Below are 25,526 nucleotides of genomic sequence, written 5' to 3' on the forward strand. Positions count from 1 at the left end.
AAACAGTTGAACAACTTCAACCACCTCTTATAAGAACTTTATACTATTCGAGAATCTCTTCAAACCACGTCAGCTCTATCTGCAACCTCAAAGCTGTGCTTTGAGCAACCTGCGACTAGCTTCCTAGTTTGCTCTTTGATTTTCATTGAGTATTAATTCTCCTTTTCCAACTCATACAAATCTGCGATAATAGCTGCGACATGTTTGATATCTTCCAGCATGCCTCGCATTTCAAAGTCAGCCAATACAGGGAAGCCAAAGCGTTGACTGTATTGCTTGGCTGTTAGGCAGTATTGGTTATTAAAGTTACGATTTCCTGACCCAACCACACCAAAACACTTACTAGCATTGTTACCATAGGCAATAAAATCTCCCACCGGTGTTGTCAAAATCTCAACATCTCCGTTATCCACGCCATTCCCACCTTCGAGATAGGTCGGCAAAAAAGCGACATAGAGATGGTCCATTTCATAGAAATTTTTGCCTTCCTTGACCAAATCCTTGATATGAATCTTTTGAACCTCAATCCCTTTGTACTGGGACAAGAGATAGTCTTTCAAGCGCGTCACAAAACTTTCAGTGTTGCCACTCAAACTAATATAAACTAAAGAAATTGTCTTCATATGTACCTCCATGATTTTATCTATAATCAAAAAATAACTACCAAGATTGTATCTTGATAGTTCTTTTTTGTCAATACTTAGGCAAGCTCTTCTGTTTCCTCTTCTTCTGCCAAGGCTTTCTGTTGTCGCCACATCTTATAGAAGACAAGGGCTAGGAAGAGAACATTGATGACGATATAGAAAATGCTAACAGCTTTTGAACCAATACTCACTGTCAAACGCATGCTCTCATCTTGAACCAACTGCACAGCGTCTTGTAAACCAACATAGCCATAAATCGAACCAATAATAGCTAACAAAACATAGCCAACGTAAGTATAGTTTGCATATTGCAAATTTTTACGAACAAGGAAGACAATCGCTACGACCACTAAAATAGTAGATAGCACAATCAAAGCAACATTAAAAATAGAATGAGATGCTTCTGCTACTCTATAGGTATAATTAAGCTGGTCTTCTAATTGCTGAGCATTGACCCCTGCAACTTGTTTCTGAGCAACACGAAGGGCTTCTTTACTAGGCAAGGGACTCACAATTCCAAACAGAGACGGAACTGAAATAAGGGCAGACAAGATTAGCAAGACCCATAGATAAATTGGTTTCTTTTTCATGATAGAACCTCCTGATAATATTATAGCACATTTTGTAAAGGAATACAAATCTTATAGTATAGTTTCTACCTGTTTTCGGTAGGCTTTTGGCGATTTTCCGCACAATTTTCGGAAAACTTTATAGAAATATCCAAGGTTACTGTAACCAACAGCATAACAAATATCTTCGATACTGTCACTGGTTGAAAGCAAGAGCTGCTGGGCAGCCTTAATACGTTGTTTGTTTAGTAACTCTGCAAAGGTCGAATCGGTTTCACGCTTAATCAACTGCCCTAGATAGACAGGATTGATAAAGAGGGCCTTACTGATATCCTTGAGGGAAAGCTCTTTTTGGTAATCACGACCAATGACTTCCAGCACACTGACCACATTTTCATTCATACGGTATTGACCGAAAAAGCTGATCAGAGTTTCCTTGATATAAGAAACCAATTCATCGAAGGATTGAATAGCATGAATGGTTTTGACAATGTCCGTCATATCATCAGCTTTGAGATGTTCAAATAAATGGAAGACATCCATGACAAACTGGATAAAAAGCTGTTTAGTAATCGGAATTCGCGGCGTATTTTCAAGAACTACCTTCTCCAAGAGATTTAACTCTTCTACGATTTGATTGAGATTTCCCTGAATGATAACCCTATAAATCGGTTCGTAATAGGCAAAGAGACTCTCAGACTGCTGCAGATTTACAGAACCGTAAAAGAGGGTTTTCTCAGCATTCAGCTTCCAGCGTTCAAAATGTTCTTGATAAGGAGCTTCAAAAGGTGTAACGACTAAACCATCTAGGGGTTGGTCAGAAATGAAAATCTGCCAGGCTTGACCCAAGACATAGTAGGGAATGGTGAAGGAACCTTGTTTTTCCTTGGATAGACCTATCCACCAATTCTCCTTATCCCCTAAATAACTAACAAATCCAGCCTCGTCTAATTCTTGACTAAGAGTCTGACTTTTCTTCCCTCTCTCGCCGAGCTGACCTGCAATCTTCTCCAGCAGATTTCCCAGCTCTACCTTATCAACAGGTTTGACCAAATAGTCCACCACACTAAGGTTCATTGCTCTTTTTACATAATCAAACTCCTGATAACCTGAGAGCAGGATATAGGCAGCATCTGGTAAGATCTCTTTCATCTCCCGAATCATATCAAGCCCTGTTTTGTCTGGCATATTGACATCGGAAATGATGACATCGACAGGATTTTCCTGAACATATTCTAGAGCTTCATCGGCATGACTGGCTGTTGCGACGACCTCCATATCCCACTTATCAAAGGGAATCAAACGCTTCAGACCTTCTGTCACCATGTACTCATCATCTACTAATAATACTTTATACATTTTCTCCCTTTCTACTCATCTTGAATTGTAATACGATACTGAACACCGGCTTGCTCTGCAGACTCTATAGTAATGGCATAGCGGTCTCCAAAATAGAGCACAAAACGCTCGTGTACATTGACAATCCCGATAGACTGCCTTTGATCACTGTAGCTGGCTTGGTGTTCAAAATTTCTCTGACTTAATTTTTCTCGGATATTTGCCAACTTTTCAGCCGACATTCCTCTACCATTATCGACCACCAAAATTTCCACAAAACCATCCTGTTTAAGAGCCTTGATGCTAATCACATTATCTGTCCGCCTGTGGTCAACACCATGCGCGAAATAATTTTCTACCAGCGGTTGCAAGGTGAACTTAGGAATCTTCATATTCTCTAACTCTGGATCTATCTTGAAACCATAGGCAATGGACTTGGGATAGCGAACCATGCAGAGATAGCTGTATTTACGGCAAAATTCTAATTCCTGTTTGAGGAGGGTCTCTCTTTCGTCGGAAATATTGTTACGCAAGAGACTACTGAATTCATAAATGATATCTGCCAACTCATCTTGACTCTGCATAACTGCATACATGCGCAAGAACTCCAGCGTATTATACATAAAATGAAGATTGATTTGCGCCTGCAAGGCTCGCATATTAGCATCTTTTTGACTAAGCTCTAACTGGTAAATATCATGGATATTCTTTTCCAATCGATCCAACATATCATTGGTCGTCTCCGCGATTAGGAGTAATTCCTGATCTTTCTCGGAAATGTCAATCCGACGACCCTCTTCGCCTTGAGCAATGACTTGAATGGATTCTACTAAATCCACTACCTGCTTTTGGTAATTAGCAAAAGTCTGCCTCAAAGTCAGATAAAGAATGACAATAAAGAGAAGGCTCAAACCCACAATCAAAGCAGAGCTAGTCACTGTTCCTTGTAAAACAAAGTTTTTAGGAACTGCCACCTGAACCTGATATCCATGAGAAGTTAAGCCAACTAGCCAATTTTCACTCTCCTTATCAACTGTCTCACCAATATGAAAAATCTCCGTATCAAAAGGTGAGGTCACTGTTACTGCCATCGGAGTATTACCTCTAGTATTATCAATGGCATGGTATAAAACAGCAGGATCCAAGGAGATGTAAATCACTCCTAAATCTTGATCTGACACTGGATCTGACACCGGAATGGCAAAACTATTTCCTGCTGGTTTGAAATCCTCAGCCCTGATTTTTTCTCCACTACGTTTGTCTTTAGTAGAAACATAGACTTCCTTGTAATCTTGAAAAGCAATGGCCACTCCAGTTACAAAATCATTTCGAACATAGAGGTCATCAACATTTTCATACAGAGAGACTGATATATAAGGCGAAGCTTTCCGCTCTAATTGCCAGTAAAAATAGTCTGGCATGCTAAGGCTAAAGTATTTATAGATTCCCTCAATACGAGCTTGATTTTCAACTAAAGCCTGAGCTATCTGGGTTGACTCTCTATGGTAATATTCAATTTCACTCACTGTTCTAGCAGTTACACGCTGGGCTACTCTCTGGGCTTCCTTTTCACGTGAATCCCAGTCAGCGTAAGAGAGTAAGATTGCAAAACTCGCAATGATAATGATCATCACTGAACTATAGGTTCTTAGAAGCGTATGTAGCCAAAACTGCTTCATTCTATTTTGTCGCCAATTTTTCATGGATGATTTCATAGACAGGTTCCAACATATCACTGATAAAGAAATGCCACATCCCAATTCCTACAAAAAATAGCAGGGCAGGCATATAGTAACCAATTGCTACAAGTAGCACAGTCCCAAGGAGAACCTTGGCCACAGCTGCTAGACTCATAAAGATGCCAATCAAGGATAATTTGAGACTATTTCGATAGGACAAGGCAAAATAAACTTGTAATTTTAAAGATACTGTATAAGCCAAAAAGATCAGGGCAACTACTAAGACATTCAAAAGGGTCGCAATCAAATGAACAATGGTCTGATGAGGCAATTGCACCAAGAGATACAAACCATAGGTCAAAACTAGACCCACACCTAAAAAGCTATAGAAAATCAGGTTGCTTGAGACAAAATTTTGCTTGTAAAGAGACCAAGCCTCCTTCAAACTGTATTCCCGAAAGCTATAACCATGTTCTGCATATAAGCTCATCAAGGTGGCACTAGCCGGCGCTAGACCAAGGATAATCCCTCCTGCTAAAGTTAATAGCCAAAAGAAGGCTGTCGCAATCATCCCTAAAAAGAAACGATTAAAGACAAAGTCTAAAAATCTACCCATGATATTCCCCTAAAAATAACTATGAAACCATTATATCATATTTCAAGCGTTTTCAAAAACTTCTAGTATCCATTTACAATCCCACCAAACCATGGTAAAATGAGAATTGTGAAAAAATTATCAGGAGACAATTCATGAAGAAATCTATCTTAACTACACTGCTTTTTGCAGTTCTTTACTTCCTCTGCATGGGGATTGGTGTCCTTTTGGGCAATCTCTTTGACCAAACTGGAAACATGTTTTATGCGCCTGCCTTTACTGCCCTTGTCGGCGGTAGCGTCTATATGATCCTAGTCGCAAAAGTTCCGCGCTTTGGAGCCATTACCACTATCGGCCTTGTCATTGCCTTCTTTTTCTTGGGAACTAAACACGGTGCTGGTTCCTTCCTTCCTGGAATTATCTGTGGCCTCCTAGCAGATGAAGTAGCTCATTTAGGAAAATACAAGGACAAAACAAAGAACTTCCTTTCTTTCATTATTTTCGCCTTTAGTACAACAGGACCAATCTTGCTTATGTGGATTGCGCCCAAAGCCTATATGGCTACTCTTCTGGCAAGAGGAAAATCCCAAGAATATATCGACCGTATCATGGTCGCTCCAAACCCTGGAACTGTCCTTCTATTTATCGCAAGTATTGTCATCGGAGCCCTAGTGGGTGCTTTGATTGGACAAGCCTTGAGTAAAAAATTTGCACAGAAAATCTGATCAGTTAAAAAGAGCCACGCGGCTCTTTTTTATTTATGGCTCAATTTCTTAGTCAAGAAATCTCCCAAGAATTGGATTGCAAAGATAATCAAAATGATAATAATGGTTGCCAAGATGGTCACATCGTGATTGTAGCGGTTAAATCCATAAGCGATGGCTACGTTACCGATACCACCAGCTCCAACCGCACCGGCCATAGCTGTTTCCCCAACAAGGGAAATCAAGGTCACAGTCGTCACACGGATCAAATCTGGAAGACCTTCTGATAGGTAAACACCCACGATGTCCCAGAAAGTCGCTCCGCTCGCTTGAGCCGCCTCAATGACACCGCCATCCAATTCAGCCAAGACAACCTGCACCTGACGGGCAAAGAAGGCAAAGACTGCAAAAGAAAGTGGGACAAGGGCTGCATTTGGCCCGATACTTGTTTTAACAATCAAGTGAGAAAGTGGTGACAAGATTGCCAAGAGGATGATAAAGGGAACCGCACGAAAAATTGAGGTAATTTTGTCTAAAATCCAGAATACGACTTTATTCTCCAAGACACCACCTGGCGCTGTCAAGACGAGAAAGAGACCTGCCACTAGCCCCAAGAAGCCTCCGATAATGAAGGAAAGAACTGTCATATAAAGAGTTAAGTAGATAGCCGTTCCCCAGCCTGCCTGACCAGCCCAACCCATCTTATAGACATTTGGTAAATAGGTTTGAATCAATGATTCCATCTTACTGTACTCCCTTCAATACTTTTAGTTGTACACCTGCTTGACGAATGGCTTCTTGGGCACCTGCCAACGCTGCTTTTTCACCTGACAAAACCACCACCAATTCTCCAACAGGAGTACCATCGAGAATTTCGATATTCCCATAGAGAATATTAGCCATTACTTGGTAATGCTTGTACAATTCATTCAAAAGTGGCTCGTCTGTTGAAGCTCCAGCGTACTTGAGTTGCACCAAGAGACTGTTTTCAGACAAGTGTTCCACGATTTCTTGCTTCTCGATTTTGACCATGGCTTCGTCAATACCTGTAGCTGTTGAGATAAAGTCTTGAGTCAAAGGTTGTTTAGGGTTTGAGAAGATTTCAAGCACACTACCCTCTTCAATCAAATGCCCATCCTGCATAACTGCAACACGGTTGGCAATGTCTTTGACAATCTGCATTTCATGCGTAATCAAGACAACAGTCAAGCCTAATTTTTGGTTCAAATCTTGCAACAAGGCCAAAATCTGCTTGGTTGTCTTAGGGTCAAGGGCAGAAGTTGACTCGTCTGAAATCAAGATTTTTGGATCATTGGCCAAGGCACGCGCAATTGCCACACGCTGTTTTTGCCCTCCAGATAATTGTGAAGGGTAGTTTTCAGCACGATCTGCCAAACCAACCAAGTCCAACAACTTAGCTACTTTAGCCTTCTTTTCTTCCTTGCTGAGTCCAGAGTGTTTAAGGGCAAAGGCTACATTCTCCTCTGCTGTCTTTTGGCTCATCAGGTTAAAATGCTGGAAAATCATCCCGATATCTTGACGTTTACGACGCAACTGCTCTGCCGTCAAGGTGACCTTACCATCAAAAATCACATCGTCGTCAATGGTAATTTTCCCTGCAGATGGTTTTTGCAAGAGGTTAATCACCCGTACAAGGGTTGATTTTCCTGCTCCAGAATATCCAACGATTCCGTAGATATCCCCTTCTTGGATGTGAATGGTCACATCCTTAACCGCTGTAATGGTTCTCTTCTTTTGGTGAAAAGTCACATCGATCTGATCTAACTTGATAATATCTCTACTCATAGCTTCTAATCAGCTCCTCTACTAATTCGATATGGGTGTAATAATCAGCGATTCGCACATTTTCATCTCCACCGTGGTCTCGGCTATTGGCATTTCCTAGACCGAATGCAACCATTGGTACCTCTAGGGCATCAAAGACCGTATGCATAGGTCCTGTCCCCGCTGTCGTCGGCAAGACTGAAACACCCTGTGGATAGAATTTCTTGGCCAACTCGATCACATTGAGAATGGCTGGTGCGCTCATATCGCTTCGATAGCTCATCTCTCCCAAGGTATAGTATAATTCTACCTTATCAAAGCCATTTTTGTCTAGTTGTTTCCGAATTTTTTCCAGAACATCATGCGGTTCTAGGCCCGGAACCAGACGAACCTCTAGCTTTGCACTGGCTTCTGCAGGTAAAATAGTCTTAACACCCTGACCTTGATAACCAGACTGGATTCCTTCGATATTAAGCGCTGGCTCGAAAAAGAAACGTTTTAGAAAGGCCATCCGCTCCTCCTGTAAGAGAGGCAACTCCAATCCATAAATCCGACTAACTTCCTCTGGGTTTCGTTGACCATAAGTTTCTAGCAAGGCCATTTCTCGTTCATTGGGCTCTTGTACTTCTTCGTACAAGCCTTCAACCAAGATACGGCCATCCGCAGCACGAAGAGACTGTAAGGCTTGGAGGAGATACCAAGGAGCTGATTCCACAACACCACCATAACTCGAGTGGATATCCACATCAGCGCTTTTTACCTTGGCATCAAAGGTCACAATTCCCTTATTGCCACCAGAAATTTCCAGCTGTTCCAAGGCATTTTTGGTCCCTTGTTCCCAGACCAACAAATCCGCCCCACAGAGTTTGTCTGCATGCTTTTCCAAATACTTATCTAGGTCTGTTGAAGCCGATTCCTCCGCTCCCTCCATGATAAAGCTGATATTGACAGGTAAATCATCATGGTGCTGCATATATTTTCTCAAAGCACTCAAGCGAGCTGTGATATGACCCTTGTCGTCATCAACCCCACGCCCATACATGAAGCCATTGCGGACCGAAAGCGTAAAAGGATCCTCTGTCCAGACCTGATCCCCATCCGCTGGCACAGTGTCATAGTGGTTATAGAAAATCAAGGTCTTGGCATCTGGACGCGAACTCTTGAAATGTGCCATGACAAAGGGCGCTGTATAGCTCTCATCAATCTCCACTTCAGCTCCAACACGCTTGAAAATCTCACCCAGATAGTTTGCGACTTCCTTGAGTCCAACCTGCTGGGCAAAGACTGATTTCTTAGAAATCAAGGTACGCAAAACCTCAAAATAATGCTGGGCTACATGATCCTTTTCAAATTTTTCAATCTGTTCTTGTTCGCTAGGAAAAAACATATTCTCTCTACCTTTCTATGAACGAATAGTCTTCTTTACAATCTATACTCTATACAAAAGCAAGAGGTGGAATTTTCTCTCCCACCTCCCTGTTTCTTATTACCAAACTGGTTGATCCAAACCATCTGATGATTCTTCGATAACTTTTTTCACGTCATCTGTGTGGTAAGCTGCGATTACTTTCTTGATAGCATCAGCCTTAGGTGATGTTTCCCAATCTTTTTTCGCAACAATGATGTTGTACCATTGTTTTGAGTTTTCATCAGCTTGTTCTTTGAAAAGTGCTTTCTTGTAGTCCAATTTTGCTTCTGTAACGAAGGTATTGTTTACAACGGCAGCGTCAACTGATGACAATGAACGAGCTGTTTGGCTAGCGTCCAATTCAGTGATTTTCAAGTTCTTTGGATTTTCTTTGATGTTGGCAACTGTTGCAAGAGCAGTTCCAGAAACATCCAATTTAATCAAGCCAGCTGATTGAAGCAAGTAAAGCGCACGGCTTTCGTTTGTAGCGTCATTCGGTACAGCGATTTCTCCGTTTGCTGGGATGTCTTCTACTTTAGTGTACTTGTTGGCACTTCCATTCAAACCTGAGTAAAGGCGGATTGGAGAGATGTAAGTATCTCCAATCGCTACAAGGTCTTTTCCGTTTTCTTTGTTCCAGTTATTCAAGAAGTTATAGTGTTGGAAAGCGTTCAAATCTACTTCGCCATCAGCAGTTGCTTTGTTTGGTTGTGAATAGTCTGTGAACTCTGTAAATTCCAAGGTAATTCCGTCTTTTTTAACCAATTCTTGGATTTTGTCCCAACGTTTTTCTTCAGAACCGCTACGGTTAACAGTTGCGATTTTGATAGTTGTTGCATTGTCTGCTTTCTTTTCTGAGTTTCCGCAAGCTGCAAGAGCCAAACCTGCGACTGTAGCAAGGGCTGCTAGACCAAGCCATTTTTTGATTTTCATGATTCTTTCTCCTTAAAAATAATACCGTACTAGTATCTCACAATTTGTTTGATTTCACAAATTGTTATTAGATAGTCAGATATATAGTTTAAAACTATATCCCTAAAAACTGAGAAACCACCCACCTTACTCAGAATGGATGATTTCAAGAAATTATTTAATATCAGCTTCTGCCGGTAGATAAGTGTCTCCGAAGAATTGTTTAGACAATTTTTCAAGAGTTCCATCTTTATAAAGTTCTTTGATGCGTTTGTCTACAAATGATTTCAACTCATCTTGACCTTGAGCAAGAAGTGGGTAAACGTACGGTTGTTGGTCGCTTGGAAGTTCGATAACTTTCAAGTTGTCCAAACCTTGGTTCTTGATCACTGTTTCAACACCGATTTTATCAAAAATCTTATAGTCAAATTGTCCATCGCTCAAACGTACCATGATTTGTTGGAAGTCTGCCTTAGTATAGTTAAGGATAGTTGGGTTGTCCGTGTGTTCAGCATTGTATGCTTCTAACTGCTTAGCTGATGTAGTGGCTTGAACGACTTCCGTCGATTTTCCACCGATATCATCGAGAGACTTGATACTAGAGTCATCTTTCTTCACGACAAGGACATTAGGATTTTGGGCAATTGGTGCGGCATAGAGGTATTTCTCCGCACGTTCTTTAGTGTAGCTAAGATTGTTGACAGCCATATTGTAACGGTCAGCGTCAAGACCAGCAAAGACACCTGACCATTCTGTCTTTTCAAACTTGACATCATATTTGTCAGAATCTTTAAAGATAGCGCGAACGACTTCAATCTCGTAACCAGTCAATTCGCCATTTTCTTCATAGATAAATGGCCTTGGTGATCCATTGGTTGCAACGATGATTTCTTTCTTGCTAGCTGCTTCTCCTTCTTTCTTAGCACCCCCTGAGCAAGCCGCAAGCACACCTGCAGCAACAAGTCCTAGGGCAGCAAGAGATGAGTATTTAACGATTTTTTTCATGTCATTTCCTCCAAAATAGAATACCTTATAATCTTAACAGAAAAAGAGCATTTACGCCATTATATGATATCTATCTCTGTGATAAGTTTTTTTTATGGGTAATTTAAAAGACCAAACGCAAGATGGCAATCAAGACCACTCCAAAGAGAACTGTTCCGACTAGATTGCGGTAGCGAAAGGCTACCCAAGCTGTTGGAAAGACGGCTAAGAAGTCTAGCCATTTAATTTGAGGAAGGCTCCCAACCTTACCTGTCACTACGCTTGAAAGAATCAAGGCAAAGATTTCTGGATTTGGTAGCAGGCCACCCAGAGCCGTTCCGACTACTGTCCCCACAAACCAAGCCACATAGCTGTTAAGATTGTTTCCGTGCATCCACATAGGATTTACCTTGTCTGTATGGGCCAATTCACCCATCAAAACGCCATAGGTCTCATCTGTCAAGATACTAGACATACCGATATTGTACCAAAGACTGGTATGACGGAAATAAGTCGATGCGTGTAAACTCAACAAAAAGAGACGCAAGTTGATTAGAAAAACCGTCATAGCAATAGCTGCCACAGGAGCTTGAACCACAATCAGTGCCAACATGGCAAACTGGGCACTCCCAGCATAAACAAAGAGACTCATCAAGCCCATCTCAACAGGTGTCACATAGGGCGCACCGATAGTCCCACAGGCCAGGCCGATACTGACATAGCCAAGAGCCGTTGGCATGGCTGCCTGCGCCCCCTCCTAAAATCCTTTTTCTTTCATCTTTCTCCTCATATTGTCTTAATAATACTCAATGAAAATCAAAGAGCAAACTAGGAAACTAGCCGCAGGTTGCTCAAAACACCGTTTTGAGGTTGTGGATAGAACTGACGAAGTCAGTAACCGTACTACGGCAAGGTGAAGCTGACGTGGTTTGAAGAGAGTTTCGAAGAGTATAAGTAGACTGAAAAGAATCCAGCCATAGCATGGACTATTATATAGCAGATTGAAATAAGATATGAACAAATCGATTGGGAAAGTAAAATTAATTTCTATAAATGTTTTAGCAATTGTTTCGTACTATTTTAGATTCAGTCTACTATAACACATTCAGAAAAGAGAAAAAAGTCTGTTGATTTTGACCATCATAAAAAGACTGGCAATCCAGTCTCAAACATATATTATAGAAATTCTCCACTAAATACTTTCACGAATATTCAGAAGCATAACAAAGGCAACTAGAAGAAATAGCAATAAAACAAAGCTAACTGCCAGAGTTCCAAAGCTAGTAGCAATGGTTACCAAAGATATTGTAAATAAGCTAGGTAAAACAACCGTAATGGCACTGATAGAAGATTGAACTGCTCCCATTGACTCCTCAGGTATTTGTTTAAAGACGAGTTCTTGCAATCTAGGAGAGAGAACACCTGCGAAAAAGGCATCCAAGGTACTAAAGATGAGAATCCAGTCAAAACGAACTGTGGCAAATCCTACTAGAAGAAGCAACTGGATGACAAGTGAGGCATAGAGAGCTGTTTTTATGGAAATGGTATGTTGCAGATAGCCACTTACAAGGCTTCCGACAATCAGGGCTGACAGTTCAAAAGTGGATAGCAAGGCAAGAGATTGACCTGTTTGTAAATTCAAAAAGGGTTGATTCCTCAAAAATAGAGTAGAGACAGGAACTGTAACATTTATCACTGCTTGACTAGTAGAGATAATAAACAAAACCAAGAGCACCTTATTCATATTCCATATCAATTTCGATGATTGGAGCAAATGCTGGCAAAAGGATTTTACAGAGAGTCCTTCTTGATAGCTAATCGTTTTTTCTACTTTCAAGAGGTCAGTTTTTATGAAGAGGATACCTAAAAATGCGATTAAAAAGGTAAGAGCGTTCAGTAAGGAAATAAACTGGATGGATAGAATACCTAGTAAGACTCCTCCTAGGATATTACTGATTGTTTTCACTAAACTAACAGTTGACTGTTTAAATCCAATAGCTTCTGCCAGATGATCTTGCCCAATAATTCTAATGAAAATCGGAGTGAGCATGGCGCCTGAAAAATAACTCAATGTGTCAGACAAGAGGTTAATCAGACAAATAAAGGTTACTAGCAACAAGGAAAAAGACTGCCCTGAAAGCGATAGGGACACTATAGAGTAAAGCAAAAATTTTGTAAAACTAATGACTGTGTATTTCAAGACACGATGATGTTGAAAATCCGCCAAAACTCCCAGAAAGATTTGTAGAACTTGGGGAAGGGTTTCTGAAATCGTGATAAGTAAAATCGCCAAAGGGGCAAAAGACGCATCTGCCACATAATTCAGGAAGGCCAGATAAAAAATCGTATCCCCAAGCGTTGAAATCCACTGGTTGATAGTTAATTGCCTAAAATCTCTATTTTGAAGAAATACTTTCATTACAACTCCTTTTTAAATTCAAATGGGAATCTTTCCCCAAGAATAGACCGCGATACTACTAACAACCAAAATTACAGTAACATCAAAAGCTGACCAATACCATTGTAGACTATATGCAGTCCAATAGGCCAATAAATTGACTTTGTCATTCTAAATAAGACTGCAAATATAAGACCTCCACCCATATAGAAGACAAAGTCTGTCAAGACCCAACCGTGATTACTAATGTGCGAGACCCCAAATAAAACAGCGGAACCAAGTACATCTAGCCCCCATTTCTTTCCTTTTTCCAGAGCAGTCATCACTAATCCACGATAAATCATGTCTTCAAAAATGGGACCTGCAATCACAGGATAAAAAAAATACATCAAAAATGCCGTAGCTCCTGTAAAAGTAGGAGCAGCATGTTGATAAGAAATTTCATTTCGAGTAGGTGGGAAAAGAAAAAAGGTGACAAAATTCCAAGCAACAAAAGCAAGCAGAGCTAGGAAGGAATAGAAAAGATAGGATCCTTTAAACTTTCTACTATTGATTTTCTGCCATTTCCCCGACCAAATCATAGCAATAAGAGCAAATAAAACCACAAGAAAATTCAACATCATATCCGACAGATAATAGGCAAAGTCAGATAGCCCAGCAACAAGGTCGCTGCGTAAAACTAAAACACTGAACTTCTGGTCAGCAATAACTAGTAGAAAAACTATAATAAAGTAGCGGTGTGAGATTATCTTTTTCATATATCACCTTTCTAATATCCAAATACCAATAAAGTAACAATGAGTAAGAAGCTATTCCATGAAGCATGCAGAGCTATAGCCCAATAGATGGATCGGGTGTAGCGAAACATCATACAAAATATCAAGCCCATTCCAAAATACTTTATGAAATCTGTCGTTATCCAACCATACTGCAAAACATGCATAGCGCCAAATATGGCAGCGGAAACAAGAACATCAAGATAGTATCTATTAACTTTAGATAAACTTGTCATCAAAAGACCACGACAAACAACCTCTTCTGATACAGGTGCGATAATACTAGTATAAAGTATTCGCGTAACAAAATAGCTAATTCCTGTTAAACTGGTGGCTACTTCTACGACTGTACTTCCATTCTGGGTACGAGGAAAGATATAGGTTGTTAGATTTGCCCACACGAACAATAAGAAAAAAGAAAGAAGGAAAACACCCAGGTAAGACCAACGAAACTGGAAACGACCACACTCTTTCCAATGTTCACTTTTGACAAAAGCAATTGTAGCTATAGTTCCCAGAATAAGTACCAATAAAACTTGGAACACATAGTACATATTATCAGACAAAGCAACCATAAAATCTAAGTCTGATGTGACATTAAAAATGAGGTAATAAGTCAAAATCAACAAGCCAGTTGCTAGGTGAAATTTCACTTCTTTCATTTTCTTCATCCTATTATCTCCTATAAGAGCCTATCTTCTACGGCGGCCAAACAATCCATCTGCTAAATCTATAGTCCAATCAAAAGCTCCACGATTAGGACTCATCCCTTGATTGCCCCAACCAGGGTAAATTCCTGGGACGCCCCAACCAGATATACCACTTCTTCCACCACCTCCCATAGAATTTACGAGGTTGCCTCCTCTAACATCTTGCAACTCAGCTTCTGTCAATTCCATTGTTTCTGCAAATTGTAAATTTAACATCTTTTACACTCCTTCAATTATCTTCATTTGTAAACCACTTCTGCGACCTAGGATTTGCTTCAAATGTTTTACAAGGACAGTATAACACGGAAATTGGCTTATTTTAGAAAATCGCATATTTGATATTTTTTCTTATAGAAATTTCAGATTTGCGATTTTGGTAGATTTGATTATTTCCCTGGTATAATAAAGTTATTACTAATGAGGAGGGAAGTAATATGAAGAAACAAGTTTTAACATTATTGACGATCGTTGCTGATATTATTATCTTTTTCCCATTTCTAACTAATCGATAAGCTCTTTGTATTGCTGCAAACGCAATTCAAAAAGGGCTGTCAATTGTGGATTTTCTAATACTTGCAGAGATTGGATAAAGTGTTCAATCTCTTTTTGATTGCTTCCTTTGGTTTGAAGAAAAATCTGCATTTTCTTTAAAAACTGCCACAATACTTTTTCAAAAACATCGTATGGACGGAGCATGCGCTCCAGCTCAGCTTCAAAGATTGGAATATAAGAAAATAGCTTGCGCTCCATAAGTTCTGAGATGATATTAAGATAACCACTTTTCATATACCATCGATTGTGTACTAACTCTTTAAATTCCTTGGATTTTTCGAGTAAGGAGGTTGATAAAAAGATCAGATCTTGATTGCTCAAGAAGGGCATAGTATTGCAAAAAAGATAGAGTTCAAACCAGGTCCAAGACTCAATAGCGTAGAGGTAGGTAGTCAAAAACTCGCTATCCTCCTCTGTTAGCGGGTAGCTTTTATCTAAGGAATGGAGTGCATTTTTAATCACAATGGCATTCAAACGACGATAGGTCTGCGCCATCTGTTCTTGATCGACTTCCTCCAATAGCTGCTCTAAAGCAGCTATATCCTGATGGGAAAAGCAATCCACAACCCTTCTACCAATTCGCATATGTGGAGATTCTTGATAGTTGTTGAGTTTGTGCCCAAACTCATCAAAATTCATATTGATCCCTTGGATGGCTAGGATCAGCTTGTCTGCAGACAGCATAGACTGTCCTAGTTCAAACTTGGACAACTGAGAGGCTGTTAGTCCAGCACAAGCCACATCTGACTGCTTGAGCTTTCTCGCCAAGCGCAATTCCTTGTAAAATTCCCCCAGTTCCATTTTTTCAATCATCCTACCACCTCCTAGCTTTTGCATATTATATCATTATTTGTGTTCATTTGTCAAAACATTCTGACACTTTGGTGATTGAAAAAGCCAGCCTTAAGCTGACTCTAAAAGGACCGAGCCTTGTACAATACAGAACTCAATCCTCGTTCTAAATAGAATGTCTAACTTTTTTGGGCAGTACACGAGCTTGGGGAACAGCCACTGGAACGATGAGGTGTGAGCTCAAAATATCCTCCAGTTATGTTTTTCCTAATAGTATACCGGAAGAGTGAAAGGATTTTATAATGGAGCGGTTACAAAGAACCTACTTTCTATTAAACAGTATACTATGAAAATGTGAAAATTTAACATTTTTTTGTACAAATTTTATAAATTATTGCCTTTTTAATATCAATAGTTAATCTCTTATCCAGATCCCCCTTGTGTAAACTTTATCTTTATAAGCTTCAAGGTCCCTATCCCATCTATTTGCAACAATTAGATCACTTTGTTTTATAAATAGTTCAAAATTCTTTTCAAAAATTACGTTATCTATACTAACGTTTAAATTTGGTTCATATACTAAAATTTTTATACCGACAATCAATAGTTCATTAATTATACTTAAAATAGCTGACTCTTTGTAATTATCTGAATTATATTTCATCCCCAATTTATATATTCCTACTATCTTTGGCTTTCGTTCCAATATTTGTTTAACTATGAACTGTTTTCTATTTGTGTTTGAAATATCAATCGCTTCTATCACTGGGGCATTTATTTCTATAAATTCTTTTTTTAATTGTTTAGTATCTTTGGGAAGACAATATCCTCCAAATCCAAAAGAAGGATTATTATAAAAATTTCCAATTCTTGGATCTAAACAAACACCTTTTATTACAACTTCAGCATTTAAACTTCTCCTCTCAGCAAAAGAATCTAGTTCATTAAAAAAAGCAACACGGAGAGCTAAGAATGTGTTAGAAAAAAGCTTAATTGCTTCTGCTTCAGTAGGAGAAACTAACATAACATTTTTAATATTGGCAGTACTATGAGTACTAATCGAAAGGAACAACTCTGCAATTTTTCTTCCTTCAACTGTCTCATCTCCAACAACTATGCGACTTGGATATAAATTATCATATATAGAACAACCTTCTCTCAAAAATTCAGGGACAAAAATGATATTTTTTGTATCAAACAGCCTTTTTAATTTGTTTGAAAAGCCGATCGGAACTGTTGACTTTAAAATAATCTTTCCATTAGGTTTTACCCTCAGAATCTTCGATACCGTTTGTTCGATTTCATATGTATTAAAACTACCAATTTTCTCATCATAATCTGTCGGAAGCGCAATAATATAATAATCAATATTATTTTTAATTTCAGAAAATGTATCAAAAAAAGTAATATTTAAGTTATTCTCGCAAAAAAACTTCATAAGCTCTTCATTTTTAGATGGAAGAGTGCCCTTTTTTAAATTATTTATTTTTACAGAATCTATATCATATGCAACAACTTTATATTTAGATGCAAATAGTAACGCGTAGGCCAGCCCAACATGCCCCAAACCAATTACTGCTATATTCATAAAACTACTTCCTTATTTCTTAATCCAAAATCTAATAGAATAAGCTGCCCCATTCCTTAAATACAACTCTTTAATATTGTTTAAAAGTTTTTCAACTGATTTCCAGATTATCAAAATCTGAGATTTATAGCACAATATTGATGATATTCTATCAATATAATGTTTTTCATCAAGTTCCTCTTGATACATTTTTAATTCTTTAGTTTTTCCCATATAACTAACCATACTACTATCACTTACATATGGGAAGTCCTCATAATATATTACTTTATAACGCATAAATTCAAGCGCCCTTCCAATACTATTCACAAAAACATGATCAACATGGTCACCAAGTGAAAGCGGACAATATACGACACATTTGTCGTCTAAATGCATTAACAGCTCTTTTATGATATCATTCTTTAATGTGTCCTCATTTTTTAATTTACTATAGATATGACGGTATAGAAAATTGCCATTTCTATCTTTCCTATAGAGACATTCATAGTACGATAAGTGTCTAAAATCACATTGTAGACGTTCACAAGCTAACCTGTCTTCTTTCTTCCTTTCTTCAATCGGATATTTCCCAAGGTTACACAACTTATGAAATTGCTTAGCAGAGGGCTGTAGCTGTTGGCTCAAAGGGTAACCAGAAAATATAGTAATAACAAGTACAATTTCTCCTTCTGAAGTTAATTTTGAAATATAATCACCACAGGAAAAAATTGCGTCATCTAAATGTGGAGATAAAAAGATATACTTAGTATTGTCACTCATAACCATTCCCTCTACAATTTATCTAAAAACTCACTAAGTGTCTGATTAAATTCCACATCATCAAAAAAATTCACCTTATTCTTAATAATGAATATTTCGTTAAATAAACATATATATAAATATTTCAATATCCTTTCAATATCATCCTCTAAATTCTCCTCAATATTTTGTATCAGCCCATTTACAATCTTATTAAAAAAGATAAGCTCTTTATCTCTAAAATTAAATATTTTCATACAACTGTTGTATCGAAAAATATATAAAATAATTTTTACTAATGTTTGAATATTTAAACAACTAAATAAATGAGTTGTACCCGGGACACTATTTATGTTATCAAGAACACTATCTTGAAACCTCAACTCACAGTTCTTTTTGTGAAATTCTTTTTTATCGTTTAGATCTGATATTTTTTTAGACATTTCAACAATCTCAGACATTTTATATGGATATCTAGGATGAATGCCAAAACTATGCAAAAGTAGGCTATTTTTCTTTAAAACAATTGAATTTGTAACATAAAATGGATAGTCGGAATAACTAAAATATACTGACTTCTGTTTATCATTACAAAATTGATTGTAGTTCACAGAATGATACTTAAAAGTCATTATTTCATCCGCTGACTCGCCACAAAGAATACTTGTGTTCCCTTTTTGGAACAACAACCTGCCTAAATAGTACTGCAGTATGACACCACATTCAAAGAGACTTCCTTCCAATCTCCATACTATATCGGGAAAATATTCTAAATCTTGGGCTCATTACAGTATCAACTAATAAATTTATACCATAAAATTTTGCAATTTTAGTTACTTCAGGAATCTCATTAATTCCTTTTTCTCCTCCTATGCAAAATGCATTAATTGAAGAATTCGTATAATTCGCTAATGTATATAATATATAATTTGAATCAAAACCAGATGATAGTGTAATATTAGCCTCTCCTGCTTCACTATACACTCTTAATATAGATTCACGTAGCATAGAGTCCCAATTCTTTAATACTTGTTCTTTAGTAAAATTGTTTGAATCATTATAATCAATACCACATATACGAAGAGTATTATTTACAGAAATGTAAGAGAAATATTCTAATTTATTAATTTCGGTTACTAAAGTATTTGAATCTAAAATAAATCCATTTCTCATAAATTCTTGTATTTTTTTGTTATTTAAGGTAACGGGAACATGAGATAACTTCATCACTTTCTTTAAAGATGTACTATATATAGAACACACCTCCATAAACAGTATAGTATAAATTAAAGTATGAAGTCGTTATATCTTGAAAAATTTTTAATTCTTTTGTCTTCGTATCAAAAATTATAATTAAAAACATTCCGGTAATATTCTTTATTAAGCTAATTCCATAAATCTTATACAATCCAGCGAATTCATGCAATTCCAACTTTATATTTTTATAATAAATTTCTCCAAGAAGTTCAATTCTTATTTTATCTGTTTCAAAGATATCAGTTAAAGAATAACTAATTAGATTCCTAGTTTCCATATCGAAGCTTCCTGTGATATTCAATAAAGTATTTTCCATATTTCTTTATCTCTCTCGAATAGATTAACTATTCTAAAAAATATTTAATAAGTTTACTTTTATAATCTTGTAAACCATAACAAAAAGAATAATTTCTATCTAAAAAATGACATCTACTAATCTCTTCTACATATACGTATTTTCCAATAGAATCTTTCCCAAACATACTATCCCACCAAAAAATACAAAAGTATTCTATATTAGTAAGATCGCTATAATAGATAATTCCTCCAGCAACAATTTTTTTCCAAATAGCAACGAAATTGTTTTAAAATTTTTTTGATTATATAAAAGCTTAAATAATTCAAATTGGCTTTCAGTAAACGTAACCGAAAATTTTCGATTGCAATAATTTTTCCAGTTTTGCAGTATATCTGAAACACGACTGAAATTATAAACACAAACATATTTTCCGTTATTTTTATCAACCAGTGTTCTAAAACGCTTGTAAAAAACACCAAATTTAGAGTCATCTGAAACATCTACAATAATAAGCTCTTCTCTATGACACAAAGATATACTTTGAGTTTTTAGGATGAGATCCATATTTTTATAGCAAAAATCGATAAAATTCTTTTCAATTTCCAAAGAAAAGTGATGCAGCAACGTTGGATCAACTTGCTTATTGGAAACTCCATCTAAGATTGGGATATTTTTTTAGCTAGAACTAGTAGAAATATATAGTCAAATAACAGATACCTTAAGGGTTTCTCATATACATAAAAAAATGATACTTTTTTCTTATCTAATAATTTCTCACATATTATAAACAATTCTTCGACAGAGGAATACTTAACTTCTAACTCAATATCATTAAAGTATACTTTTTTCTCTTCAGTAATTACCTCATAAGCTTCACAATAGAATCTCATGTTTCCCTCCCCTATATTCTTAAATAAAATCCTTTGGAAATTGATATATCTTAGTAAAATATTGTTTAAGTTCCGGATGCGGAGCATGGGTAACAATAATGACAGTCAAATCCTCTCTATCTAATATCTTACGTTCAATCGCTAACGAAGTTCTCCTATCGATAGCAGAAGTTCCCTCGTCAATTAATACTATTTTCTTATTTCTAATTAGCCCTCTAGCTAAAGTAATTTTTTGTTTCTGCCCTCCTGACAGTAATCTCCCATCATCACCAACATAATAATCTAAAATGTTATTAGGAAAATCTTTTACACTCAAACCAACTTGCTCTAAAGACTGTAGTATTTCTTCATCAGTATAATTTTCTTCCAATAAAATATTATCTCTAATCGTACCTTCAAACAAATAAGCTTTTTGATCTACATATAGAACATTCGAAACCATATTTAAATAGGAGGTTTTTTTTATATCATCCCCGCAGAATCGCAATTCTCCACTATAATCTCTCAAAAAGCCATTCAATAATTTTAATAATGTAGATTTCCCGCTTCCACTTTCACCTAAAATTAAATACTTTTCATTACGTTGAAAACAAAAATTTAAGTTTTTTAATATTTCTTTATCTCCATACTTATAGCAAATATTTTTTGCTTCATATAACGGAAAATCTCTATTCACCTCATTTGGTTCGATATCATTCATTTTATTTGACTCAATTGGATTAATTGAATACAATTTTAAAAAAATAGGCTTCGTACCAATAATAGAGGATAATTGACCTCCTAATTCACCTAGCGCTGTAAAAATAACACCTGTTAGTGCTCCTATTGCTTCAATAGTACCAATTTTCACTATTCCTTTTATTGCAAGATAGCCTGTTAAAAAAACGAGAGATATCTGAAAAAAAATATTGAGAAAGAAGCTAATAGCGCCTGCTAACGTTTCTACAGTTGTCTTTCTTTGTATAACCATCTTTAATAAAATTCCTGCTTCTTTAATTTTCTTAGGCAATACATATAAAAGATTCAAGGACGCTAACACATCAAATCCATTCAATATAGTCTCACTAGATTTTAAAAAAGCTTCATTTTGGTTAGTTAAATTTAGACTAACTTCTCGCATTTTCGATGCAAAGATTTTTGGTACAAGTAGCATAATCATTAATGAAAACAAGGTGGCTACAGTCAATGACCAATGATAGTGATTAAGAGTCACAACTGCAAATATAGTACCAGAAATTCCTTTTATTACTAAAAAAAGTTGTTTAAAAGCCTGATCATTTAAAGTCTGAACATCATTATTTAGCCACGAAAGATATGTTCCTGATGATTTACTATGAAATTCTTGATAGGTAGAGTTAGAGATGTCTGTGGCAACTCTATTTCGAATCTCTAGATTAAACTCTTGGATCACTTCAACCTGATAATTTTTCACTACCCAGTCAAGGAATATTATCCCACACCAGACAATCATTTGGTAGATTGACAATTTCAAAAACCGCTCTAAATTCATCGCAATTAATTCATTCAACACCAGAGCATTAATAGTTGCTGCATAAATTAGCAATAATTGACCAGCAACAATAAATATCGTTAATAAACTAAATTTTTTTATATTTGATTTTATAATAGTATACACAATAGTTTCTCACTTTCTAAATTTTAATTGAACATAGTTGTCATATATACAATAGAAAAAACCAAAATGATATAATAACATATATTTTAAAAAAGAAATTCGTTAAAAATTTTTTCTTCTCTTGCCTTCTTGATTACTTTTAAAGCCTTGCATTTGTCTCCTATTAAATAGTAACCGCTTTATGTTTAAAGAATAATATTTCTTTGTAACCAATATTCTCTCGTTGAAACTCAATAAATTAAAATATTTCCTACAGTAATTATAATATTCTTCATCTGCATTAATTGTTTTTTGTGTCACTCCAGTGATACCGTTTTCTTTACTGTGAGCGTAGTAATTCACCAAGAATTCTCGCACTATATCAATTTGGTATCCTTGAGCAAGTAGTTTTAATAAAACAACACCGTCCTGATGTGAATCTATTTTCTCAAAACCATTAATTAATTCTAGCACCTCTTTTTTACACAACCAAAATGACGTACCTGCTATATTGTGAACCATTTGAACAAACAAGGGATTTCCAACAAAATCGGTCTTCTCCTCTTCTCGTGTACCATTTGGATAAATTATTATTCCATAACTATAAACTAAAGCTAAATTCTTCATTCTACTCTTTTTAAAACAAGCCATCAACTTTAAAATTCGATCTGGCATATATTCATCATCATCGTCTAAAAATGATATATACTTACCTCTAGAATTTTTGATACCTATGTTTCTGGCATTAGTTGCACCTAAATCTTCATTACTTAAAATTAACTTAATTCTATGATTGGTATAGCCAAATTGATGGATAATTTTATTTCTTAAATTTACATTACTATAATTATCATCAATAATTATAACTTCGATATTTTTATAACTTTGATGTAAACAACTTTTCACAGCTCTAATCAGAGATTCATACCTATTATGTGTTGGTATTATAATACTTACTAATTCTTGATCTATATTCCTATCCATGACTACTCTTCTCTAATAATTCATCATATACTCTCATGGTTTCTACAAACATTTTTTGCACAGAAAAATGTTTTCTTATTTTTGATTTACTATTCTCACCTACATATTTCAAATACTCAGAATCATTGAGTAAAAAATTAGCACAAGCACACACTCCCTCAACATCTTCCTTCTCAAATAAAAATCCATCAACCCTATGTTCAATAATTTCACTTAACCCGCCAACATTACTAGCTAAAACCGGAGTTCCTTGTGACATTGACTCTAAAACACACATAGGTATTCCTTCTGTATCAGAAGGAATATACAATAAATCCGATATTTGGTAAACTATAGTACTGGATAGATTTCACCAAGTAACCTGAAATTATCTCTACATTTCAAATAGCAAATTTTTTCTTTCAAAGCAGCCCACATACTACCATTTCCAGCCATAATAAAAATCACATCTTCTCTGACTAAAAATAATTTTTCTGCAAATTCAAGGAATCTATCCGGCCTTTTTTCTGGATCCAACCTTCCAACATAACAAATGATTTTTTGTTATTTGGAATACAAAATTCTTTTTTAAAGTCTTGAACACCTACTACATCTAAATCGCTATTTGATACATTAATTCCGTTATTTATTGCAACTATCTTCTTATTTTTTTATTATACTCTCCAATCTTTTTTTCATAGTTTCAGATACACAAATAAAAGCATCTCCTATAGAATATGTCCAAAAATCAAAATAAGTCAAGAATTTCTTTTTTAAGTTATATTCAACCCATCCATGGCATGTTATCACTGTCTTAACCTTTCCAAATCCATTCTTGTCAAGTTTTTTTAACATATATAAAAAATAATTAGTTGAGTAGCCATGACAGTGTATAAGTTGGATTTTTAATAATTTTAAAATATTTTTAACGTGTAAGGCAGTTTCAAAATTATTTGAACATTGAGTACAATCAACATAGGCAATATCTAAATTTTTATAATCATCAATAACCTTTGAATCTCTAGATACGATTATCAAAATAGGATATAGAGACATCCTTCTGATCTGCTTTTTACAAAGTCCAATTATATGCGGATCTATACCTCCACAATGTCCATTATTATACCTAACTATAATATGAGCCGAAAACACTATATCCTTAATGTCTCCATATCCATCAGGGATATTAATATTTATTTTTCCACAACTATATTGCATTGTAACCATCTCCTTAAACGACGCATTATGATATTTGATAGAGAAATTTTTATGAATAACTCAATAATTTTATAGTAAATCATGCTTATATCTCAAAGATACCTATTTTATCTTGTCTCGACCTTCTCCAAAGAATTGCTATAATACTATTACAAATACATCTGCATTACACTTCAAATTTTAGCACTGTATAAAAACGTTTCAATACACTAACTTCAAAAAAACTTCCACTATTAATTGAAAAAATTGATAGAGATAAATTAAAAATCTATATTGAAACTCATCCCGATGCTTATTTGACTGAAATAGCTGCTGAATTCAACTGTCCTCCAACAACTATTCATTACGCTCTAAAGGCTATGGGATATAGTCTAAAAAAGAGCCGTACCTACTGCGAACAAGACCCAGAAAAAGTAAATCGGTTCCTTAAAGAATTGAATCACTTAAGCTACCTGACTCCTATTTATATTTATGAGACAGGGGTTGAGACCTATTTTTATCTCGAATATGATCGAGCCTTGAGCAGGCAGTTAGTCTCTCTGGAAGAAGATATAATTATTTGAATTAAGATCGAGACAACGCACACCAGAGATTGCGATACTGTTATAGAAGTACTAATGCCCTTTTTTGTTTCAATATACTATGGCTCCGATGACCTATAAAGATACGATGACGAGTGACTTTTTCGAAGCTTGCTTCCAAAAATTCTTACTACCTACTTTAGATACACCATCCCTTATCATTATGGACAATGCAAGGTTTCACAGAATGAACATGTGTAAGGAGCAGGGCATAGACTGTTACCACTTCCTACCTATTCACCCGAGTATAATCCCATTGAGAAAATATGGGCTTACATCAAAAACATCTCAGAATAATATTGTCAAATTACGATGCTTTTCTTGAGGCACTTTTGTCCTATTCTTGTTTCAGCTGATTATACTCCGTTATTGGGCAGCTACGGAACAGTCGATGGGACGATGGGGGGGACATAAAAAAATCCTCCAGTTTTGTTTTTTATAACAGTATACTGGAGAATTGACAATCTCGGTAGATACCTCGTTATAGCGCGGTTACTTATTAGGCAGTTACAAAACAACTGTGAACAGA

General features: G+C 36.2%; 27 protein-coding genes and 4 pseudogenes. 3 read left to right on the forward strand and 28 right to left on the reverse strand.

Going from position 1 to position 25,526, the window contains the following annotated elements:
- Positions 1-152: 152 nt before the first annotated feature.
- From nrdI to AT689_RS01585, 5 genes are all read right to left on the reverse strand, one after another.
- Entirely contained in the window at positions 153-623 is a 471-nt protein-coding gene (gene nrdI / locus AT689_RS01565) for a class Ib ribonucleoside-diphosphate reductase assembly flavoprotein NrdI (RefSeq protein WP_000849618.1), read from the reverse strand.
- A gap of 77 nt (positions 624-700) precedes the next feature.
- Positions 701-1,234, reverse strand: a complete 534-nt coding sequence (locus AT689_RS01570; RefSeq protein ID WP_000729037.1) for an ABC transporter permease — start codon at positions 1,232-1,234, stop codon at positions 701-703.
- Positions 1,235-1,285: 51 nt separating this feature from the next.
- A complete protein-coding gene (locus tag AT689_RS01575) occupies positions 1,286-2,572 on the reverse strand; it encodes a response regulator transcription factor (protein ID WP_000278864.1) in 1,287 nt (428 codons plus the stop codon).
- 11 nt (positions 2,573-2,583) lie between these two features.
- Positions 2,584-4,254, reverse strand: coding sequence for a sensor histidine kinase (locus AT689_RS01580; protein WP_000800592.1), 1,671 nt, complete (start codon positions 4,252-4,254; stop codon positions 2,584-2,586).
- The gene (locus tag AT689_RS01585) at positions 4,232-4,846 is read right to left on the reverse strand and encodes a YesL family protein (protein WP_000532354.1); all 615 of its coding nucleotides are present in this window, start codon (positions 4,844-4,846) and stop codon (positions 4,232-4,234) included. Before AT689_RS01585 ends, AT689_RS01580 begins: the two co-directional genes overlap by 23 nt.
- A gap of 134 nt (positions 4,847-4,980) precedes the next feature.
- On the opposite strand from AT689_RS01585, the gene AT689_RS01590 reads away from it, so the two are divergent.
- Entirely contained in the window at positions 4,981-5,550 is a 570-nt protein-coding gene (locus AT689_RS01590) for an MptD family putative ECF transporter S component (protein ID WP_000748380.1), read from the forward strand.
- 29 nt (positions 5,551-5,579) lie between these two features.
- Here the strand turns inward: AT689_RS01590 and AT689_RS01595 are convergent, their stop codons facing one another.
- The 23 genes and pseudogenes from AT689_RS01595 to AT689_RS13240 form a co-directional block, all read right to left on the reverse strand.
- The gene (locus AT689_RS01595; RefSeq protein WP_000444642.1) at positions 5,580-6,272 is read right to left on the reverse strand and encodes a methionine ABC transporter permease; all 693 of its coding nucleotides are present in this window, start codon (positions 6,270-6,272) and stop codon (positions 5,580-5,582) included.
- 1 nt (position 6,273) lies between these two features.
- Positions 6,274-7,335: a methionine ABC transporter ATP-binding protein gene (locus AT689_RS01600; RefSeq protein ID WP_000085677.1), complete on the reverse strand. Its 1,062-nt coding sequence runs from the start codon at positions 7,333-7,335 to the stop codon at positions 6,274-6,276.
- Positions 7,328-8,701, reverse strand: coding sequence for a M20 family metallopeptidase (locus AT689_RS01605; RefSeq protein ID WP_000465974.1), 1,374 nt, complete (start codon positions 8,699-8,701; stop codon positions 7,328-7,330). Before AT689_RS01605 ends, AT689_RS01600 begins: the two co-directional genes overlap by 8 nt.
- A gap of 99 nt (positions 8,702-8,800) precedes the next feature.
- Positions 8,801-9,655 (reverse strand): MetQ/NlpA family ABC transporter substrate-binding protein, encoded by an 855-nt coding sequence (locus AT689_RS01610; protein ID WP_000694507.1) that lies wholly within the window; start codon positions 9,653-9,655, stop codon positions 8,801-8,803.
- Positions 9,656-9,808: 153 nt separating this feature from the next.
- Positions 9,809-10,639 carry an amino acid ABC transporter substrate-binding protein gene (locus AT689_RS01615; RefSeq protein WP_000724951.1) on the reverse strand — a complete coding sequence of 277 codons (831 nt, stop codon included), beginning with the start codon at positions 10,637-10,639 and terminating at the stop codon, positions 9,809-9,811.
- Positions 10,640-10,742: 103 nt separating this feature from the next.
- On the reverse strand, positions 10,743-10,895 hold the full coding sequence (locus tag AT689_RS13775; RefSeq protein WP_321969511.1) for an AzlD domain-containing protein: 153 nt from the start codon (positions 10,893-10,895) through the stop codon (positions 10,743-10,745).
- Between the two features lie 15 nt (positions 10,896-10,910).
- Positions 10,911-11,357: pseudogene (locus AT689_RS01620) on the reverse strand (AzlC family ABC transporter permease); the annotation flags it as partial.
- 453 nt (positions 11,358-11,810) lie between these two features.
- Positions 11,811-13,037, reverse strand: coding sequence for an MFS transporter (locus AT689_RS01630; protein ID WP_000862424.1), 1,227 nt, complete (start codon positions 13,035-13,037; stop codon positions 11,811-11,813).
- Between the two features lie 71 nt (positions 13,038-13,108).
- A complete protein-coding gene (locus AT689_RS01635) occupies positions 13,109-13,774 on the reverse strand; it encodes a CPBP family intramembrane glutamic endopeptidase (RefSeq protein WP_000720788.1) in 666 nt (221 codons plus the stop codon).
- An 11-nt stretch (positions 13,775-13,785) separates the two neighbouring features.
- Entirely contained in the window at positions 13,786-14,463 is a 678-nt protein-coding gene (locus tag AT689_RS01640; protein ID WP_000738307.1) for a CPBP family intramembrane glutamic endopeptidase, read from the reverse strand.
- 21 nt (positions 14,464-14,484) lie between these two features.
- Positions 14,485-14,718 (reverse strand): hypothetical protein, encoded by a 234-nt coding sequence (locus tag AT689_RS01645; RefSeq protein ID WP_000933479.1) that lies wholly within the window; start codon positions 14,716-14,718, stop codon positions 14,485-14,487.
- A gap of 285 nt (positions 14,719-15,003) precedes the next feature.
- Positions 15,004-15,867 (reverse strand): XRE/MutR family transcriptional regulator, encoded by an 864-nt coding sequence (locus tag AT689_RS01650; RefSeq protein ID WP_000570712.1) that lies wholly within the window; start codon positions 15,865-15,867, stop codon positions 15,004-15,006.
- Between the two features lie 394 nt (positions 15,868-16,261).
- Positions 16,262-17,434 (reverse strand): nucleotide sugar dehydrogenase, encoded by a 1,173-nt coding sequence (locus tag AT689_RS01655; RefSeq protein ID WP_001017606.1) that lies wholly within the window; start codon positions 17,432-17,434, stop codon positions 16,262-16,264.
- A 12-nt stretch (positions 17,435-17,446) separates the two neighbouring features.
- Positions 17,447-18,196, reverse strand: coding sequence for a PIG-L family deacetylase (locus AT689_RS01660; RefSeq protein WP_001283046.1), 750 nt, complete (start codon positions 18,194-18,196; stop codon positions 17,447-17,449).
- An 11-nt stretch (positions 18,197-18,207) separates the two neighbouring features.
- Entirely contained in the window at positions 18,208-18,636 is a 429-nt protein-coding gene (locus tag AT689_RS13210) for a hypothetical protein (protein WP_001290269.1), read from the reverse strand.
- 262 nt (positions 18,637-18,898) lie between these two features.
- Positions 18,899-19,402, reverse strand: a complete 504-nt coding sequence (locus AT689_RS13215; RefSeq protein ID WP_000777225.1) for an asparagine synthase-related protein — start codon at positions 19,400-19,402, stop codon at positions 18,899-18,901.
- Positions 19,403-19,421: 19 nt separating this feature from the next.
- Complete coding sequence (locus AT689_RS13220) at positions 19,422-19,748, reverse strand: class II glutamine amidotransferase domain-containing protein (RefSeq protein WP_000432158.1); 327 nt, start codon at positions 19,746-19,748, stop codon at positions 19,422-19,424.
- Between the two features lie 195 nt (positions 19,749-19,943).
- Entirely contained in the window at positions 19,944-20,336 is a 393-nt protein-coding gene (locus AT689_RS13225; protein WP_001844439.1) for a hypothetical protein, read from the reverse strand.
- 303 nt (positions 20,337-20,639) lie between these two features.
- Positions 20,640-22,256 (reverse strand): ATP-binding cassette domain-containing protein, encoded by a 1,617-nt coding sequence (locus AT689_RS01690; protein ID WP_000288029.1) that lies wholly within the window; start codon positions 22,254-22,256, stop codon positions 20,640-20,642.
- Positions 22,257-22,265: 9 nt separating this feature from the next.
- Positions 22,266-23,219, reverse strand: a pseudogene (locus AT689_RS01695) (glycosyltransferase family 2 protein).
- Entirely contained in the window at positions 23,212-23,496 is a 285-nt protein-coding gene (locus tag AT689_RS13230) for a glycosyltransferase (RefSeq protein ID WP_016398428.1), read from the reverse strand. Before AT689_RS13230 ends, AT689_RS01695 begins: the two are co-directional and overlap by 8 nt.
- A 53-nt stretch (positions 23,497-23,549) precedes the next feature.
- On the reverse strand, positions 23,550-23,735 hold the full coding sequence (locus tag AT689_RS13235) for a hypothetical protein (RefSeq protein WP_001844436.1): 186 nt from the start codon (positions 23,733-23,735) through the stop codon (positions 23,550-23,552).
- A 126-nt stretch (positions 23,736-23,861) separates the two neighbouring features.
- Entirely contained in the window at positions 23,862-24,416 is a 555-nt protein-coding gene (locus AT689_RS13240; RefSeq protein WP_001867523.1) for a glycosyltransferase family 4 protein, read from the reverse strand.
- A gap of 242 nt (positions 24,417-24,658) precedes the next feature.
- Between AT689_RS13240 and AT689_RS13780 the strand changes: the two are divergent.
- Both AT689_RS13780 and AT689_RS13785 read left to right on the forward strand, forming a co-directional pair.
- Positions 24,659-24,950: pseudogene (locus AT689_RS13780) on the forward strand (IS630 transposase-related protein); the annotation flags it as partial.
- Between the two features lie 108 nt (positions 24,951-25,058).
- A pseudogene (locus AT689_RS13785) lies at positions 25,059-25,353 on the forward strand (transposase); the annotation flags it as partial.
- Between the last annotated feature and the right edge of the window lie 173 nt (positions 25,354-25,526).

It is taken from the genome of Streptococcus pneumoniae, assembly GCF_001457635.1.
In the GTDB taxonomy this organism is placed as follows: domain Bacteria; phylum Bacillota; class Bacilli; order Lactobacillales; family Streptococcaceae; genus Streptococcus; species Streptococcus pneumoniae.